The 18,275-nt window shown below is 43.1% G+C and carries 19 protein-coding genes; 3 read left to right on the top strand and 16 right to left on the bottom strand.

What is annotated here, in order from left to right; translation table 11 throughout:
• Positions 1-7 precede the first annotated feature (7 nt).
• The 7 genes from coaD to ACFOGI_RS08125 form a co-directional block, all read right to left on the bottom strand.
• Complete coding sequence (gene coaD / locus ACFOGI_RS08155; RefSeq protein WP_390271217.1) at positions 8-490, bottom strand: pantetheine-phosphate adenylyltransferase; 483 nt, start codon at positions 488-490, stop codon at positions 8-10.
• A gap of 117 nt (positions 491-607) precedes the next feature.
• Positions 608-1,162 carry a 16S rRNA (guanine(966)-N(2))-methyltransferase RsmD gene (gene rsmD, locus ACFOGI_RS08150; RefSeq protein WP_390271214.1) on the bottom strand — a complete coding sequence of 185 codons (555 nt, stop codon included), beginning with the start codon at positions 1,160-1,162 and terminating at the stop codon, positions 608-610.
• Positions 1,163-1,548: 386 nt separating this feature from the next.
• Positions 1,549-1,824, bottom strand: coding sequence for a YlbG family protein (locus tag ACFOGI_RS08145; RefSeq protein WP_390271211.1), 276 nt, complete (start codon positions 1,822-1,824; stop codon positions 1,549-1,551).
• Positions 1,825-1,867: 43 nt separating this feature from the next.
• Positions 1,868-2,305 carry a YlbF family regulator gene (locus tag ACFOGI_RS08140; RefSeq protein WP_390271208.1) on the bottom strand — a complete coding sequence of 146 codons (438 nt, stop codon included), beginning with the start codon at positions 2,303-2,305 and terminating at the stop codon, positions 1,868-1,870.
• A gap of 62 nt (positions 2,306-2,367) precedes the next feature.
• Positions 2,368-2,601: a YlbE-like family protein gene (locus tag ACFOGI_RS08135; RefSeq protein WP_390271205.1), complete on the bottom strand. Its 234-nt coding sequence runs from the start codon at positions 2,599-2,601 to the stop codon at positions 2,368-2,370.
• A gap of 12 nt (positions 2,602-2,613) precedes the next feature.
• Positions 2,614-3,003 (bottom strand): YlbD family protein, encoded by a 390-nt coding sequence (ylbD, locus tag ACFOGI_RS08130; RefSeq protein WP_390271202.1) that lies wholly within the window; start codon positions 3,001-3,003, stop codon positions 2,614-2,616.
• Positions 3,004-3,073: 70 nt separating this feature from the next.
• Positions 3,074-4,144 carry a CAP domain-containing protein gene (locus ACFOGI_RS08125; protein WP_390271199.1) on the bottom strand — a complete coding sequence of 357 codons (1,071 nt, stop codon included), beginning with the start codon at positions 4,142-4,144 and terminating at the stop codon, positions 3,074-3,076.
• A gap of 207 nt (positions 4,145-4,351) precedes the next feature.
• Here ACFOGI_RS08125 and ACFOGI_RS08120 point away from each other — a divergent pair, with 207 nt between their 5' ends.
• Positions 4,352-4,717, top strand: a complete 366-nt coding sequence (locus ACFOGI_RS08120) for a YugN family protein (protein ID WP_390271196.1) — start codon at positions 4,352-4,354, stop codon at positions 4,715-4,717.
• Positions 4,718-4,857: 140 nt separating this feature from the next.
• The gene (ytvI, locus tag ACFOGI_RS08115) at positions 4,858-5,916 is read left to right on the top strand and encodes a sporulation integral membrane protein YtvI (protein WP_390271193.1); all 1,059 of its coding nucleotides are present in this window, start codon (positions 4,858-4,860) and stop codon (positions 5,914-5,916) included.
• Between the two features lie 30 nt (positions 5,917-5,946).
• Here ytvI and ACFOGI_RS08110 read toward each other — a convergent pair whose 3' ends face one another.
• The 6 genes from ACFOGI_RS08110 to cyoE form a co-directional block, all read right to left on the bottom strand.
• Complete coding sequence (locus ACFOGI_RS08110) at positions 5,947-6,402, bottom strand: DUF420 domain-containing protein (RefSeq protein ID WP_390271190.1); 456 nt, start codon at positions 6,400-6,402, stop codon at positions 5,947-5,949.
• 346 nt (positions 6,403-6,748) lie between these two features.
• Positions 6,749-7,072, bottom strand: a complete 324-nt coding sequence (gene ctaF, locus ACFOGI_RS08105) for a cytochrome c oxidase subunit IVB (RefSeq protein ID WP_390271187.1) — start codon at positions 7,070-7,072, stop codon at positions 6,749-6,751.
• A gap of 2 nt (positions 7,073-7,074) precedes the next feature.
• Complete coding sequence (locus ACFOGI_RS08100; protein WP_390271184.1) at positions 7,075-7,698, bottom strand: cytochrome (ubi)quinol oxidase subunit III; 624 nt, start codon at positions 7,696-7,698, stop codon at positions 7,075-7,077.
• Between the two features lies 1 nt (position 7,699).
• Positions 7,700-9,550, bottom strand: a complete 1,851-nt coding sequence (ctaD, locus tag ACFOGI_RS08095; RefSeq protein ID WP_390271181.1) for a cytochrome c oxidase subunit I — start codon at positions 9,548-9,550, stop codon at positions 7,700-7,702.
• Positions 9,551-9,598: 48 nt separating this feature from the next.
• Positions 9,599-10,651 (bottom strand): cytochrome c oxidase subunit II, encoded by a 1,053-nt coding sequence (gene coxB / locus ACFOGI_RS08090; RefSeq protein WP_390271178.1) that lies wholly within the window; start codon positions 10,649-10,651, stop codon positions 9,599-9,601.
• 58 nt (positions 10,652-10,709) lie between these two features.
• Positions 10,710-11,648 carry a heme o synthase gene (gene cyoE, locus ACFOGI_RS08085; protein WP_390271175.1) on the bottom strand — a complete coding sequence of 313 codons (939 nt, stop codon included), beginning with the start codon at positions 11,646-11,648 and terminating at the stop codon, positions 10,710-10,712.
• Positions 11,649-12,106: 458 nt separating this feature from the next.
• On the opposite strand from cyoE, the gene ACFOGI_RS08080 reads away from it, so the two are divergent.
• Entirely contained in the window at positions 12,107-13,033 is a 927-nt protein-coding gene (locus ACFOGI_RS08080; RefSeq protein ID WP_390271172.1) for a COX15/CtaA family protein, read from the top strand.
• Positions 13,034-13,107: 74 nt separating this feature from the next.
• On the opposite strand, the gene pyc is transcribed toward ACFOGI_RS08080, so the two are convergent.
• From pyc to ACFOGI_RS08065, 3 genes are all read right to left on the bottom strand, one after another.
• A complete protein-coding gene (pyc, locus tag ACFOGI_RS08075; protein ID WP_390271169.1) occupies positions 13,108-16,551 on the bottom strand; it encodes a pyruvate carboxylase in 3,444 nt (1,147 codons plus the stop codon).
• Complete coding sequence (gene ftsW, locus ACFOGI_RS08070; RefSeq protein WP_390271166.1) at positions 16,530-17,726, bottom strand: putative lipid II flippase FtsW; 1,197 nt, start codon at positions 17,724-17,726, stop codon at positions 16,530-16,532. Before ftsW ends, pyc begins: the two co-directional genes overlap by 22 nt.
• 260 nt (positions 17,727-17,986) lie before the next feature.
• Entirely contained in the window at positions 17,987-18,268 is a 282-nt protein-coding gene (locus tag ACFOGI_RS08065) for a YlaN family protein (protein WP_390271163.1), read from the bottom strand.
• Between the last annotated feature and the right edge of the window lie 7 nt (positions 18,269-18,275).

Raw genomic sequence — 18,275 nt, 5'->3', positions numbered from 1 at the left:
TCTGGCACTAGTAGTTATACTTTTGCTTCAGAGCCTCTTCGACTGCCTGTGGAACGAGATCGGACACATCTGCCCCATATTTGGCAATCTCCTTAACAATGCTGGAACTCAAAAATGAATATTGGTTATTAGTCATCATAAAAAATGTCTCAATATTCTTGTCCAGTTTGCGGTTCATAGAAGTAATCTGCATTTCATATTCAAAGTCGCTCACTGCTCGGAGTCCACGGATAATGGCATGTGCCTGGTTCTCTCTTGCATAATCCATAAGGAGATGATCGGAGGAGTCAACAGAAACATTCGGAATGTTGCTGGTAGCAGCCTTGATCAGTTCCATCCGCTCCTCCACCGAGAACAGTGGGGACTTAGACTGATTATTGAACACCGTCACTACTACCTCGTCGAAAATCTTTGAACCTCTCTGGATAATGTCGAGATGCCCTTGGGTAATCGGATCAAAACTCCCTGGGCATATTGCTTTCTTACTCATAAAAATTAGCTCCCTTCTATTTCTTCTCGTGAGAAACTAACAGCTGACAGCATAAGCTAGCCTGTAGGGACCCCCAACTGTTCATCCTTGTAATATACCAACTTGAATGCTGCTAATTTAATTTTTTCGATAAATTGTAACCGCAATGCTTCCCCCATAATCCTCCTGTCTGAGGAGGGTGAAACCAGTATGTAGTTCAGACAATACATCAGCTGGGTCATGCTCGCAATAGACGATTCCAGTTGGCGCAATCAACCTCAGCCGAATAATCTCGTGAAGCAGCTTTTCGTAGTCCACTTTTCTGAACGGGGGATCAAGAAGGATAAGGTCGAACTCCAGACCTCGTTTCGCGGCTGCTTGGATTGCCCTGTATGCATCCGCTCGAAACACTTCCGCCTGTTCTTCTAGCTTTAACATTTTGAGATTCGCATATATTGTCTGAACGGCTTTCGGATGTTTATCAACAAAAACGGCACTGTCCATCCCTCTGCTTAGAGCTTCGATTCCAAGGGAACCGCTGCCTGCAAAGAGGTCAAGCACTGCCCCGCCTTGGAAGAATGGACCCATTATTTGATAAACTGCTTCTTTTACTTTATCAGTTGTCGGCCTTGTAGATTTGCCGGTTACTGCCTTCAATTGTCTACCCTTATGTTCTCCTGCTATTACACGCATCAGCTCACCCCATCACACAGCTATTCGAACCTAATCGTACCATAACCCTATCCATCCTGACAGTGAAAAGAACCAGAAAACCCGCCAGGCAAGCATATGACCTCAGATAACATTATCTTGTCTTTCAGTAAAAAAATTTGCATCCACGTGTATATAATCTTCTCTTTTGTCTATAATAACTTAATGAAACAGCTGGTAGTTAGCTTGGCTGTTTCAAAACTCGGAGAAGACTTAAACTTCCCCATAAGTTCTTCCTCCGGTTTCTCCTCTCCCTTTGCCTTTTTGTTTATCGAAAGGGGCCTGCAGAGATTATCTCTGCAGGTTTATTTTTTTAAAGAGGATGTCTAGAAGCAAAAAACCTGTCGGACGAATCCGCACAGGTTCTGCTAAATGCCCATTTTATAATCAAACTGTTTCGCTTCATCCGGCTTTTTATTTTCGAAACTGGTCTCTACGAACGGTTTATGGGACTTTTCGACTTTAAAAACAAAGGATAGCTTCTTCAGTTTTTGTTCTGTTTCTTCTATTTCCGTTTGATCTACATAGATCACTGCATATTTCAGCCGCTTCGATGTATAGATGATATGACCATAACGTTTTAATTGTTTGATGTTTTTCATATGCTGGAACCAGACAATCAACCCTTGACGATTTACTCTCATAAACTCTCCCCATTATTCATTGAATATGTGTTACAAGGGACGGTTAGGATGCACACCCGCATCCTCCGCCACTGCCGCATCCACAGCCACTGTCTGTCAAGGCCGCTCCATCCTTCGGCGCTTTTATCTGATCACTTGCACTTGAGGCCACATACTGGCTGATCTCATCCAACAAGTTTTGCAGATTTCTTTCAGCTATTTTAAACGAGGCTACTTTTGTATTCATATCCATTTCTCGTTTGGTAGAACGCACTTTTTTCATAATATCATTATAATCAGGATGGTATCTGCCAAAACGCTGAACATCCTCGTAATGGTTCTTTATATCAGCAAAAGCCTTGATCAGCTTTTGGGCTTCTTCATCTTCATCCAGTGCTTTGCGGGAATAATTGTATGCTTCCATTACCTCGGATTCCAGAACCATCTTACCTAATTGCTCCGAGCGATCAAGAATATCTACATATTCCATGGTTGCTATCATACAGGAACACCTCCACTGTTATCATACCATTTTATTTTCGGTAAGAAAACAACAGGGAGATCTTAATCTTTCATCGCCTCAGCGAATTGAAGCATCATGCCAGCCATTTGTACCTGTTGGTTCATCTTCTCCAGCTTCTGCGGAAGTGTTTTGCCATGGAAGAATTTTGCTTCCTTTTCCATCTCCCGGATACGTTGAGGATTACGTGATAGGTATCGGTACCAGACTGGATTATATCGAATGAAATGCAGCAAATCCGGCCGGGATTCTAAATAGTGGTACGTGTAGGGGTCCATCATTTATCCTCCTTAATCACCGAACCAGTCAAAAGGGTCTCTTGGTCGTGGTGGTGTGTGCTTGCTTTTTTGGAATTGTTGGATTATTTCCTGTACCGCAGCTATGGAATGGTTCAACTGACTGACCTGGCTTTGAATTTTGTTGATATCCATATGTTCCGCGACTTTCATCAGCTGGCGGAACAGCTCAGGCGACTTCTCGTTCGGGCCGTCAGTGTCCTTTGCTTCCTTCTCTTTTTTGTATGGTGCCCAGAACTCATCATCTTCTCCAAGCAGGGCCCATTTCTCATAATATTCCTGCCATGACCTGCCGCTTCTTCTTATTTCCGCTCTTAACGATGGATATTTATTGATGAATTTCTTGAATTCGATCACCGATGGATGCAATTTACCCTCACTCATTGTCTCACCCCTTTACCTGCATGGTCACCTGTACTGGTATTTTATGCCCTATTGCAAGGAGGCGTGAGAACTAGTAGCTAAGTTGCTTAATGAAATTCTGAGTATAATGGAAATGATAAACACCAACCCCTAAGTGTGTATAATCTTCATTCAGCAGTGCCTGGCGATGTCCTTCACTATTGAGCCATCCATGCATTGCAGATGGAGCATCCGGATATTGTGCAGCTATGTTCTCCCCTGCGGCCATGTAGGGTATATCGAGGAGTGCGAGCCTTTCCTTCAGCCCATCACCATTCAGACTGGTATGTGAGAAGTAATCCTGTTCAGCCATATCCTTGCTGTGCCCATAAGCAACTTCACTCACATTCTCTTCCCATCGCACCAAAGACTTTTCAAATTGGTGACGGATAATATTTGTGATATCAAAGACCTGTTGTTCCATCCCCTTTTCAATTTCTGTCCATTGTTGATCAGTCAACTCCGGCTCTTCAGGGAGACTCCCCCTGTATTCCACTTGATAAGGTCTATGGGTGAGCAGTACATCACCATTCATGATTCTTATAGAGGATAACTGGTCGGTAAAAGTATCGAAATAGGCTTGAACATATAAATCATCGGATATTTTTGCCAGCGGCCGTTTCTGCAAATCCTCTGGACTTAAGTGGAATGTATAGGATGATAAGCCATCCTGATAGGATACCTGTTCTGTAAAGGAGAAGTGCTCTGAAACTTGGGTGTAGCTATCCCCTATTGATACAGGTTCTATATCCACCTCTTTCCCAATTGCATAGACGCTTATGATTTTTTGTTCCTCTATAGCGAATTGGAGGTAATGACTTGCTTGATCAGTATATACCCACCACGTATAGCCATACGGACTGTCGTCTCTTCGGTCAGGGTCACCCATTTGTTCTTCCAGTTCGGCAGTTGGTTTCCCCATCCATTCGAACAGACTGCCTTCCCATGGGATATCCTCTTGCTGTGGTGCCGATTCTTTTGATTCCAGCTGAAGTCGTTTCTCTTCCACCAACTCCACCATCTTTTCGATCGAACCTTCTGCAGATAACCCATAACGATCGAACAAATAAGAGCCGCCGTACACCAACACAGCCAGGACAAACATGGATTTAAGAAAACGCATCATTCAAAGCTCCTTTTCTTCATATATAATAAACTTGTATGCTTAGTGACGGATTTGCATTCTATTCTATCTATTATAGATGAAAGTATTTGAAAATAAACAGCCATAGCGAAAAACTGCAGGAGAGTACGCACTTCGTTTCCATTGCAAGTTAAAGGATTTCGTACTATTATAAATAAGGAAGGATAATTAGGAGAGGTGAAGAAGATGAAATTGGAAAATACAGGGTTAGAAGATATCACCATCGACTTAAAGCCCCTGGACCATATTACAGGGAACCATGCATTCATACGTGCTGGACAGTGGGACTATGAAAGAGTGACATACGATTATAAAATAAATTCCAACGAGAAAAATATTACATACTATATCCGTGTCCAGGGTTACGCAATCGAAGGTGATGTAGATAGAGGCAATGCCATCATAAAACTGATGCCCCCATTGCTCGGTAAACATTACTATCCACATGGAGTGGAATACGGAGAGGAAGAGAACTTTCCTGAAAACTTGGTGGAACGTTCCCATAACTTGGTTTCCAAACTTGCGGAAGACATCGCCCAATATCAAAAATAACGTATGGTAAAACCAACTGTTCAAAAATTGTAGGGCAGTTGGTTTTTATTCGCCGATTCTCCTATATGGAAGTTACCGCTGAACGCATTCTTATTTTTTTACCTATAATTTGATTACTCTAAAGGAGGCAATGTACCAACTTGTTCCGTTCTATAACAAAGCGCCAATGGACTTTGATATTATTGGCAGTATTGCTACTTCTATCAGCCATTTTTATTTTGCCGGTATCCATCCCTTTAATCATAGCCTTTATTACAGCACTCGTGCTGAACCCCCTGATCAGGTGGACACAGCGAAAAGGAAGGATGAACAGAAAACTTTCGGTCACTTGCGTCTTCCTCCTATTCATTCTATTCATCGGGGTCGTCGGAACGTTTACCGTTACCAAAGCCGTCACGCAAGTGGTTAACTTTGTGGAAGACGTCCCAACCTATGTAAATCAAATGAACCATATTTACCAAGACTGGGAAAACCGTATACAGCAATATACAGATACTTTACCACCTGAATTTGTTGACCAAGCTTCTGAAAGCATAGAGGACAGTTTGACCTCTCTAAGTAATACTGCCAAAGAGATCATTACCATCGATAATATCGCACAGATATTCGCAAAAGTACCACAATATCTAGTCAGCTTCATCGTATATCTCATTGCTTTATTTTTATTCATGCTGGAACTTCCGAGTTTGAAATCTAAAACATACCATATGCTTACCAAAGAAACAGCAGAAAAAGTTTCTTTTATGAACGAGCGTTTGAAAAGTGTTTTCTTCGGCTTTTTCAAGGCTCAATTCTTGGTAAGTCTCATTATCCTTGCAGTGACTTTGATCGGGCTCTATTTAATCGTACCGGAGGTGGCCCTAATCATGGCCCTGATCATTTGGCTGGTGGATTTGATTCCGATTATCGGCTCCATTGCAGTACTCGGACCATGGGCTCTGTTCCTGCTGCTGGCAGGCAATATGCCTACAGGGATTCAGCTCGCAGTGTTGGCTATCATCCTTTTGGCTATCCGCAGAACCGTTGAACCAAAAGTGATGGGCCAACATATCGGATTGTCACCTCTGGCAACGTTGATCGCTATGTTCCTCGGCCTTCAATTAATCGGTATACTCGGCTTTATCCTGGGTCCCCTTCTTGTTATCGCATTTAACTCTGCAAGGGAAGCGGGAATCATCAAAGGGAAAATTAAAATATAAAAAAAGGTGAAGCCGAGGCTTTACCTTTTTTTATGATCCAAATATTGCTTTCAGCATGCTGGTAGTTTCTCCGCCATCATATAGTATGTACAACAGAAGATAGACCATCACCCCGGTTATTGCAGTGAAAAACCAGATAATGCTTGTATATGGTCCAATCTTACGATGTTTGATAATGTTACGTTTAAATGCCAGAGTCAAAGATACAATGCCAAAAACGGCCCCAGTAGTAGCCAGGATAATGTGAAATACCAGGAAGATCGTATAATAAATTTCCAGTTCTTCAGGTCCTCCAAAGCTTGTATTACCCAAGAAAATAGTACGGGACATATATATGATGAAAAACAGTAATGCGCTGACTGCTGCTGCAAGCATCACTTTTCTATGTCCTTCCGTATTACCCTTCCAAATCAATCTCCATCCTACAGCCACTAAAATGGCACTTAAAACAATAAATAATGTACTGAGTGTCGGCAATAAAGGCATATACTAAACTTGATTCTCCCTTCATCGGCAAATCGATACCGGTTTCTCTTGAATAAAAAACATACTATGTCGACAGTATAGTGGACAGACCTCCCAGTGACTGTTGAAAAAGCCACCCCATTCAATTCCTTAAGCACTCTCAATGAAAGACAATGCTTAAGGGACTTTTAGAAGAAACCTGCACACATTCACCTGCCCTCAGGATGTTCATATTCACTCATTATAACGCACTCGACACATAGATAGCAGGCATATATATGACGATTTTAGCACAAGATAGATGACCATGCTGCCCTTCCTCTGGCCATAGAAAAAGACCGGGAGTAGTTCCCGGCCTTATTGTCTATTACCACCATGTAATTACAAGGAGGGCTGCAAGCGTTAAACACGCCGCAAAAATCCCACCATAAATCATAATTGCTGGCATTTCGTGACCTTTATCCTTCATGTGCATGAAGTAATAAAATTGAAAGCCTACCTGAATTACTGCCAAGATAAGCAGAATCGGGATGAGAAACATGCTGTCAAGAGACTCAGAGGCCACCAGCCCGAAGGCAATTAGTGTAAAACCAATCATAAGCGCAAAGGATATCAGCTGCTTCTTCATTTCTTCTTTTTTCTTTTGTCTGCGGAAGGTATCCATTTTATTGGTATTTGAGTTCTCAGCCATAATTAGCTCACCATCCCCATCAAGTATACGACAGTAAAGATAAACACCCATACAACATCGATAAAGTGCCAGTAAAGACTGAATGTGTAGAACTTAGGAGCATTATACAAATTCAAGCCTCTTTTAGCATTCCGCACCATCAGCGCAATCAGCCAGCTCAAGCCGAATGCTACGTGCCCGCCGTGGAAGCCGACAAGTGTATAAAAGGCAGAGCCGAATGCAGATGACCGGAAAGTAAATCCATAATCATGGATATAGTGTGCAAACTCATATATTTCAAAGGCAAGGAAAGCAATACCCAGTAGAGCCGTGATTCCCAGCCAAAGCTGCATCTTAGCAAAATCGTTGTTTTTCATATGGTATACGGCATAAACACTTGTCAATGAACTTGTCAACAGCAGAATTGTCATGATGAAGACAAGCTCCATACCGAATAAATCCTGGGTGCCTGGACCACCTGCAGTCGAATCTTTCAACGCCAAGTATGTCCCGAACAGACAAGCGAATAGTACAGTTTCACCACCTAGGAAGAACCAAAGGCCCAGGAATTTATTTTTCCCTTCATGGGTGGCCTTTTCCGGTTCCTGCGGCATTGTTTCAGGATTTAGGGAATGATCGTGACTCATCTCATTCAGCCTCCCTTTCAAGTTCTTCTTTGGAAATATGATAACCATGGTCGTCTTTCAGGGAGCGGATCAACATAGATCCCAAAGCAATAGCCATCCCGACGTAAACTGCAATCAGCCATGCACTGTTGTCTGTCTGGTAGATGAACCCGAAACTTGCAATCGTGAACCCTATCGTCATGATTAATGGCAAAATAGAACCATTAGGCATATGGATTTCACTTATAGGTTCCGCCGGGGTCATCTTCGTGTTGCCATCCATCTTTTCAATCCATAGTGGATCGAGTCCACGAACCAATGGCATTTGTGTAAAGTTGTAATGTTTTGGCGGAGAAGATGTTGCCCACTCCAATGTACGGCCATCCCAAGGATCAGCAGGCGCCTTCTCTCCTTTTACAGAAGTGTAAATGATATTGATAACAAAGAGCAGACCGCCAAGCCCCATCAATAGAGCACCAACTGTACTGATCAAGTTTCCAGTATCCAGTCCCTGGTTCTCAAGAAAGACCCAATAACGACGTGGCATCCCCATCAACCCAAGGAAGTGCTGGATAAAGAAAGTAAGATGGAAACCAATGAAGAACAGCCAGAAAGAAATCTTGCCCATTGCTTCATTCAACATTCTTCCGAACATCTTAGGCCACCAGTAATGCAGTGCAGCCAGAATTCCAAATACTACACCACCGACAATTACGTAGTGGAAGTGAGCTACAACAAAATATGTGTCATGGTACTGATAATCAGCAACTGCCGAAGCAAGCATAACACCAGTCATTCCACCGATTGTAAAGGAAGGAATGAAGGCTAATGTCCACAACATTGCCGAATTTATCGTGATGGTACCACCCCACATGGTGGCTAGCCAGTTGAAAATTTTAATCCCTGTCGGTACCGCAATCGCCATGGTGGCTATGGCAAAAATCGCGTTAGCAGTAGGCCCTAAACCTACGGTAAACATGTGGTGTGCCCAAACCATGAAGCCAAGGAAGGCGATCAGTATGGTAGCGAACACCATAGCTGTATAACCGAACAGCCTTTTCTTTGAGAATGTCGGGAATATCTCACTGAATACCCCGAACGCAGGCAAAATCAAAATGTATACTTCCGGGTGTCCGAAGATCCAGAACAAATGCTGCCATATTACAGCATTTCCACCCAAGGCTACATCAAAGAAAGCAGAACCGAACATACGGTCAAACATCAGCAAGAATAAGCCGACTGTCAATGCTGGAAAAGCGAATAGAATCAATACACTGATAACGAATGTAGTCCATGTAAACAATGGCATACGCATGTAGGTCATACCAGGTGCACGCATCGTCACTATAGTAACGAGGAAGTTGATACCCCCGATCAATGTACCGGCACCGGATAGCTGTAGACCCATGACGTAAAAGTCCACACCATGGCCAGGTGACTGAATCGACAATGGAGCGTAGGACGTCCAGCCAGCGTCAGGTGCTCCACCTAGGAACCAACTGCAATTAAGTACGACTCCACCCAGAAAGAAGAGCCAGAATCCCAGTGAATTCAAAAATGGAAAGGCTACATCCCTGGCGCCGATCTGGAGTGGCATTATATAGTTCATTAAACCGACTAATAACGGCATGGCTGCCAAAAATATCATGGTAGTTCCGTGCATCGTGATCATCTCATTATAGAGACCTGCACTAATAAAATCATTTTCAGGTACCATAAGTTGAATACGTATAATCATTGCTTCGAGACCGCCGAGTATGAAGAAGAACCCGCCACCGATCAGGTAGAGTATCCCGATTTTCTTGTGGTCAACAGTGGTCAGGTAATCCCACAGTACAGCGCCGAAGCCTCTGTTTTGAGTAGCTGTACTCAAAGTTTAAACCTCCCTTTTAACTTCTTCCATCCCTAGATGACGTTTAGATTAATTTCCTGCACTTTCAGGAGTGATTTCAGAGTGTTCAAGCTGCATCAAATACTCCGCGATACTGCTTGCTTCCTCTTCGGAAAGTTGTGGGTAGTTGCCGGTCATCTTATTACCCGGCTTGATTGCCTCTGGGTCCATTAACCAATCCACCAGGTTCTCTTTGGTAGGTTCCAGGACTCCCGCCACAGTTGTACGGTTTCCGTAATTGGAAAGATTAGGACCGACATTGTTCGGCGAAGATCCAATCGCATGGCAAGCTACACAACTGTTTTCTTCGAAGAGTGCTTTACCATCCTGTGCCACCGCATCCTGAGGTTCAGAATCAGTATTTACATTCTGCATATCTTCCACCCATTGATCGAACTCTTCAGGACTAACTACTACTACTTTAAAGTCCATCAAGGAGTGGCCCGGCCCGCAAAGCTCGGCACATTTACCCCAGTAAACACCCTCGTCATTCGCTTCAAGGTACATGGTGTTCTCATTTTCAGGGTTTACATCCATCTTCCCTGAAATTGCAGGCACCCAGAAGGAGTGGATAACATCGGAAGCTACCATATCAAGGTAGACCCTCTCACCTGCCGGAATGTACATATCCTGGCTGGTTTGTATCTCTTGCCCTTCATAATTAAAATGCCACCAGTACTGGTTACCAGTAACTTCAATGGTAATCCCGTCTTCCTTTGCAGACTCATCTGCCAGATCATATGTGGCAGTGACCGTAGGAACAGCGATGACAAGTACAAGAATAATGGGAATAACTGTCCAGACAGTTTCCAGCGTTTTATTCCCTTCCACCTGTTTCGGTATGTAATCATCCTGTCCTTTCTTCCTACGGAAACGAACTAGCGCAAGAACATAGACAATCATTACTATCAAAAATACAAAGATCATGACGATAGTCGAAAGAATGATTAAGTCCATGGAAGACTCAGCACCATACCCTTTTGGAATGAATGCCGACAGATTTTCTTTACCACAGCCAGCTAACAATAGGGCTGCAAACACCAGAGGAAAGATTTTTTTGACATTTCCCATCCAACCTTTCATGTATCCATACCTCTCTTTCTCTTTATGAATTCCTTATATAAAAATTATTTAAGGACCGTCAGTTGATAATTGGCAATGTTACCAAAATCATCATCAAAAACATAACGGTTAAATAATTTAAGGAGTAAATAAATATGATATTTGCCCATTTCAGTGCATCTTTCATAAAAAATCCCCTAAGACCGATAAACAACCAGCCCAGGTTCAACAGTGTAGCGATGACTACAAAAACGGTGCCAAGTGATGACAGCAGGAATGGCAGTGGTATCAAGCATGCTATATATACCACAATCTGCCGTTTGGTAAATTCAAAACCATGTACAACAGGCAACATCGGTACCCCTGCGGCTCTATAGTCCTCCACTTTCTTCATAGCAAGTGCTAAAAAATGTGGAGTTTGCCAAATAAACATAATCAGAAACAAGGTTAACGGCACGACATGGAAAGAAGGATCCACTGCTGTCCACCCGATCAATGGGGGCATGGCTCCAGAAATGCTTCCAACAACTGTATTGAGAGTAAATCTGCGTTTAGCCCACATGGTATATAGCACGACATAAGAAAACCAACCGAACAACCCAAGTGCAGCTGCTTCTACTGTAGTGAAAAGCAACATGACCAGGCCTATAATGGTAGCTGTCACTCCCATAAACAATACAGTGTGGAGAGAGAAGCTGCCTGTTACTGTCGGTCGGCCTTTTGTACGTGTCATTTGTGGGTCTATGTCTACATCATACCAATTGTTCAAGATACATCCACCGGCAATTACAAATGCTGTACCACCCATGGCTAGGAGAAACACATCCCACATAGCAGTTATGGAAGAACCAGTAAAATATAATGCCAACCAAAAGCCGGCAAATGCTGTAATCAAGTTCGAATTGATGATGCCTACTTTTATCAAGGCCTTGAACTCGTTTATTATGGAAGTTTTCGGTTCTTCTATAACAGCTTCTTTCTTAATGAGCTGTGAAGAAGTTGTCTCCACATTGTCCATCTATATTTCCCCCCTTCACTCCCCGCTTTCTAAGCATTCCATCTATCAGGAACACTTCTAAGCCGATATTCTTTCTCGTATGCGTATAACCGCATCAATTGTAACACGGAACCAGAAGACAATCTAACCAATTTTTGTGTCGTGATCCCTCCTGGACGGATATGCACTTGCTTATGTAGTAATAAACCGAGTGCAACCAATGCAAGTACATAACGTTTACATATAGATGAATTATAGCATACCTCTTTAGACTATTTCTAGCAAACAAAGGGGTATAATGCAAGCGTTTATTCTCTTTTTGTCAAAGATATGACAAATTTTACGTGCAACTGTAACAATTATGTGTCAGTTACCATATTTTCTTGAAATTCCGTTGCTTTCCTATATGAAATGATATTATTATAATAGTATTGCCTAAAAACCACCTAGCTATTATATATAATACATACAAAGTGAGGATGCATACAATGAAACTATTAAAGTGGCTCTCCGTCCTTTCAACATTAGGGATGGTTTTCGTTCTTACCGGGGGAGCGCTTGTTACCAAGACCGGTTCTGCGGACGGCTGTGGCGACAGCTGGCCTCTGTGTCATGGCGAGCTTATACCCAGTGAGATAACACCTGAGTTAGTAATCGAGCTCAGCCACAGACTGGTATCTGGTGGCATGGGAATATTAGTGGTCATTCTTGCAGTGCTTGCATGGAGGCAGATCGGTCATGTTCGAGAAGTGAAGTTTCTTGCCTTTCTCTCTGTATTCTTCCTTTTTGCCCAAGCACTCATAGGAGCTGCTGCGGTAGTTTGGGAGCAAAATGATTTCGTCCTTGCCATTCATTTTGGCATCTCTTTGATATCCTTTGCCTCCATTCTTCTGTTGACACTGCTAATATTCGAAGTTGACAAGAAATTTGACTCCAAATCTCTTATTATAAGAAAAAAACACCGACTGGAAATTTATGCAGTCAGCTTTTATACTTTTATTGTCGTATATACTGGCGCCCTGGTCAGGCATACAGAATCAAATTTAGTCTGTGGAAGCTGGCCATTCTGCAATAATGCCGCTCCCCTGGACTTTGCAAATTACAGTGCTGAGCAATGGATACAGATGGGACACCGTCTTGCCGCCGCAGTTTTATTCATCTGGACACTCACGGCATGCATCCGTCTCATGAAAAGTTATAGCCATTCCAGAGTTATGCGTGGAGGATGGGGAATAATTCTTTTGTTGATCAGCCTACAAGTGCTATCTGGTGCACTGATCATTTTTACCATGCTCAACCTCGGGATCGCTCTATTGCATGCGTTGATCATTTCTTGTTTCTTCGGCTTATTATGTTATTTCATCCTCCTCTCGTCCAGAAGTTCAAAGTATGAAAAGGAATCATAAAATAGCTCCGTGTATCAAGAAAGGGGAAGTGACCAAATAATGGTCACTTCCCCTTTTATAATAACTATGCTGTTTTATTCAAATTCTACCAGCAAGTCTTCTACCGCAATGGTATCACCTTTGCTGACATATACCTCTTTGATCACTCCAGAATATGGCGCCTGTACAGTGGTCTCCATCTTCATTGCTTCGTTGATCAGCAAATAATCGCCTTTATTCACTTGATCCCCTTTTGAACAGTTCACTTCCAACACTGTACCAGGCATAGTGGCCCCAATGTGCTTATTATTGGACTTGTCCACTTTCTGTTTAGTAGCCACAGCTGATTTAATACTATCATCCTTGACCACTATTTCCCTGCCCTGGCCATTCAGTTCAAAGTAAACGACACGGGTACCATCTTCCCTTGCTTCTGAAACCGAAACAAGTTTTACGATCAATGTTTTACCCTTCTCTATTTCAACCTCGATTTTTTCTCCTAATTTCATTCCATAGAAGAATGTCGGCGTATCTAATACAGACATATCCCCATAAGTGTCATAGAAGTCGTTATATTCTTTGAAAACTTTCGGATAAAGTGCATATGCAATTAAGTCAAAACTGGTGACTTCACGGCCCAGCATTTCATATAGTTCATCCCTGAGTGAGTCGAAGTCAATCGGATCCAGCAGTTCACCCGGCCGTACGGTAATTGGTTCTCTCCCCTTCAGAATGATTCTCTGCAATTCTTCTGGGAATCCCTGGTATGGCTGACCAATATAGCCTTGAACAAACTCTATGACCGATTCTGGGAAGTCAAGAGATTCCCCGCGTTCATAGATGTCTTCTTCCGTCAGATCATTCTGTACCATGAATAGGGTCATGTCACCGATCACTTTGGAAGAAGGTGTTACTTTGACTACATCGCCAAACATATCATTTACTCTCCGGAACATTACCTTGACTTCATTCCACCTGTCTTCCAGCCCTACTGCTTTAGCCTGCTGTTTTAGGTTGCTGTACTGTCCTCCAGGCATTTCATGCATATATATTTCCGTATGCGGCGCTTTCATTCCGCTTTCAAAGTCCTTATAGTATTCACGGATTCCTTCCCAGTAATGGGATAGTTGTTCATACTTCCCTATATCCACCTTAGGCTGACGTCCATTTCCTTCAAGTGCATGATAGAGTGTTTGGGCACTTGGCTGTGAAGTCAAACCGGCCATTGGACCATTTGCTACATCCACTACGTCTACACCTGCTTCAACAGCACGTGCATACATGAAGGTGCCATTTCCACTTGTATCATGAGTATGGAGATGGATCGGCAGATCAGTGCTTTCTTTAAGAGTGGAAATCAGCTGATAAGCGGCCTCCGGTTTCAAAAGTCCAGCCATATCTTTGATGCCAAGTACGTGGGCACCAGACTGCTCCAGCTCTTTCGCGAGATTTTTGTAGTAGTTCAAATCATACTTCTTGCGGCCCGTATCCAGGATATCCCCGGTATAGCACATCGTAGCCTCCGCAATTTTATTGCTCTCTCTGACCGATTCAATAGCAAGAGTCATGCCTTCTACCCAGTTGAGACTATCGAATATCCGGAATACATCAATACCGGCATTCGCACTCTTATCTACGAATTCCTTGATCAAATTATCCGGATAGTTTTTATACCCTACAGCATTGCTGGCGCGAAGCAACATTTGAAGAAGAACATTCGGCATCTTCTGTCGCATATTCAGGAGTCTCTCCCACGGGTCTTCTTTCAGGAAACGGTATGCAACATCGAAGGTTGCTCCTCCCCACATTTCCACAGAAAACAGGTTTGGCAGCATACGTGCAGTCGGCTCAGCAATCCGCTCAAGATCCTTGGAACGAATTCGTGTAGCGAGCAATGATTGGTGTGCATCTCGGAAAGTAGTGTCTGTCAGGAGTACCTCTTTCTGCTCTTTCAGCCACTTGGCAACCCCTTCAGGTCCTTGCTCGTCCAAAATCTGCTTTGTGCCGTTTGGAACTTTTTCCAACTTATTAACATTCGGAACAATCAGCTTAGGAAAATCCGGCTTTCCTGTCTTTCCAATACCATCGAGCCCATTTACTGTTGTATGGCCGATATAATTCAACATCTTCGTACCACGGTCTTTCCGTCGTGGGAAGACAAATAATTCCGGTGTTTCATCTACAAAATTGGTGTTATACTCCGCATTCAGGAATTTCTCATGTAGGATGACATTTTCCAAGAAAGGAATATTGGTCTTAATTCCGCGGATACGGAATTCCTTTAGATTACGCACCATTTTCAATGCAGCTTGTTCGAACGTCAAGGCCCATGTTGAAACTTTCACTAGCAATGAATCGTAATGCGGAGAAATCACTGCGCCCTGAAATCCGTTGCCAGCATCCAGACGAACACCAAAGCCGCCGCCTGTACGATAAGCCATTATACGTCCAGTATCAGGCATGAAATTGTTCAGCGGGTCCTCTGTAGTCACCCTTGACTGAATGGCATAACCACTGGTCCTAATATCTTTCTGTTCCGGTATACCAATTTCGGAAGTATGCAGACCAAGTCCTGTTGCCACTTTTATTTGGGTTTGAACGATATCGACACCCGTAATCATTTCAGTTATGGTGTGTTCCACTTGGACTCTTGGGTTCACTTCAATGAAGAAAAATTCCTTGTCGGTCACAAGGAACTCGACCGTCCCTGCATTTATATAATCGACATTTTTCATTAAATCGACAGCCGCTTTGCAAATCTCTTCCCGGAGTTCATCAGCGAGAGACAAACTTGGTGCAACTTCTACGAGTTTTTGATGTCGGCGCTGAACAGAGCAATCCCTTTCATATAAATGCACAATATTTCCGCTTTGGTCTCCAATGATCTGAACTTCTATGTGTTTTGGGTTTTCAATGAATTTCTCCAAATAGACTTCATCGTTCCCAAACGCAGCTTTAGCTTCAGACTTCGCCCGGTCGTAAGATTCGGACAATTCTTCTTCGTTGCGGACAATTCTCATTCCTCGTCCGCCGCCGCCGAGAGAAGCTTTGATGATAATCGGATATCCATGTTCACTACCAAACGCCTGTGCTTCTTCCAATGAGCTGATTGCTCCGTCTGTTCCTGGTATTACAGGGATACCTGCATCAATTGCCTGCTCCCTTGCTTTCACTTTATCCCCGAACATGCTGAGATGCTCGCTTGTAGGACCAATAAAGATGATCCCCTCTTCTTCACATCTGCGTGCAAAGTCAATGTTCTCGGATAGGAATCCGTAGCCCGGATGAATGGCATCCACGCCTACCTCTTTTGCCAATTTGATGATCCCTTCAATATCGAGATAGGCATCAATCGGTTTCTTGCCTTCCCCAATCAAGTATGCTTCATCCGCTTTAAAACGGTGATATGCTTCTGTGTCTTCTTTGGAATAGACTGCGACTGTACGGATATTCAGCTCGGTACAAGCTCTGAATACACGTATGGCAATCTCACCTCTGTTAGCTACTAGTACTTTATTTATCTGTTGTAATTCACCCATCTTTTTCCTCCTCTATGAATCTCTCTTTCTGTAGTCGCTACGTTATTCCTTTTTTCTGTCTCATGTCTGGTACCTTCCTTATTGACAGACATGGCAATATTGTTCAAAATCCCCATCGATGCCATCAAGACAAGCAATGAAGATCCGCCATAACTTACAAAAGGAAGAGGTACACCGGTGATTGGCAGGATTCCGCTAATTGCGCCTAAATTGATAAATGCCTGAATGCCTACCATAGAAGAGATTCCTATAGCAAGCAGTGAACCAAAGCTGTCCTTGCATTTGCGGGCAATGAATAGCCCTCTGAGAACGATCAAGGCAAGGAGACTGATGACAATGACTACACCTAGAAACCCGAGTTCCTCGGCGATGATGGCCATAATGAAATCAGTATGCCCTTCCATTAAGTAACCCAGCTTCTGGACGCTTTGTCCAAGCCCTTCTCCAGTCAATCCTCCGACGCCAATGGCTAGATACGACTGAATTAGCTGATAACCACCTGAATCCGGTGCCTGAAACGGCTGATAGGCACCTGTGAATCTATCAATCCGGGTTTCTGTTATCATGCTTGGCAATGCTAGAGCTACGATAGTCAATCCCAACAGCATAAGAAGCATCAGATGCTTCAGTCGTATGCCCGAGCTGAATATTACTGTGCATGCTATCAGGAAAATAATTGCTGCTGTTCCGATATCCGGCTGCAGGACTATCAAACCAAGTATTCCTACTGTCATGATCAGCGGTGGGAGGACCCCTTTGGAGAATTGGCTGATATAATTCTGTTTTTTGGAATAGACAGAAGCCAAATACATAATCAATGCCAATTTTGCAAATTCTGCAGGCTGCAGACTGAGTGGACCGATAACAAACCAAGAACGGGCATTATTGACGGTTGTTCCAAATATTAAGACACCTGCTAATAATACAATAACACCAATTATAATTATTTTCATTAATTTTTGATAGTACCTATACGGAAATAGGGCACATAGCACAAAGGCAACAAGCCCGATGCTGAACCAAATGGACTGTCTGACTAGGTAATGTGTACTATCATGACCTTCGACCACAGCCACCACCATACTGGCACTGTAGATCATGACCAATCCAAACGCTGCTAAAACAATAGGTGTAAAAATGAGAGTAAAGTCATAATCTTTTATTTTTTTCAACATCTTTCTTCTCCCCAAATATGTAAAATGTAAATATTCTGCTCCTCATCTTCGGGTATGGGCCAGCTATGGACATGGCTCTTCCAGGAAATTCTGGGTTTTATCTGGTCGAAGGTATCTTTGAATATCAGTCGAGCCATATCTGCGTGCAGGATCCGTGTTCAGCCTTGTGAATTGAATGTGTGCAAAAAAACCTTGCCATTACACATGCAGGCAAAGTTTTTGCTTTTTCACATAGCACCTAACATGATACGAATACCATGTTAAAGCGTTCTTTGTGCTGCTTCATGCAGTATATTAAGCTTTTTCTCCAGATTCTCGAGAAGCTCTTTGCCTTCCTCTTCACTGATCAGGTCCAATCTAACAGCAAAATCGATTTCCCGAGACAAACCAAACATCTGGGTATCCAGGACATCCTCATATACAGGGCATTGCGGCATGGTCAGATTCTCTATTTGAACTTCTATCAGTCGTAAAATTTTATCAGCATCAGCCTTGAGAAGGGCATGAGCTTTTTCACGATGATTCAAGGTCACCTCAGGCATCAACTTA

Origin of the sequence: Virgibacillus xinjiangensis (assembly GCF_042643145.1) — a bacterium.
Taxonomy (GTDB): Bacteria; Bacillota; Bacilli; order Bacillales; family Amphibacillaceae; genus Virgibacillus_O; species Virgibacillus_O xinjiangensis.
This window is presented reverse-complemented; position numbering and strand designations above follow the sequence as displayed.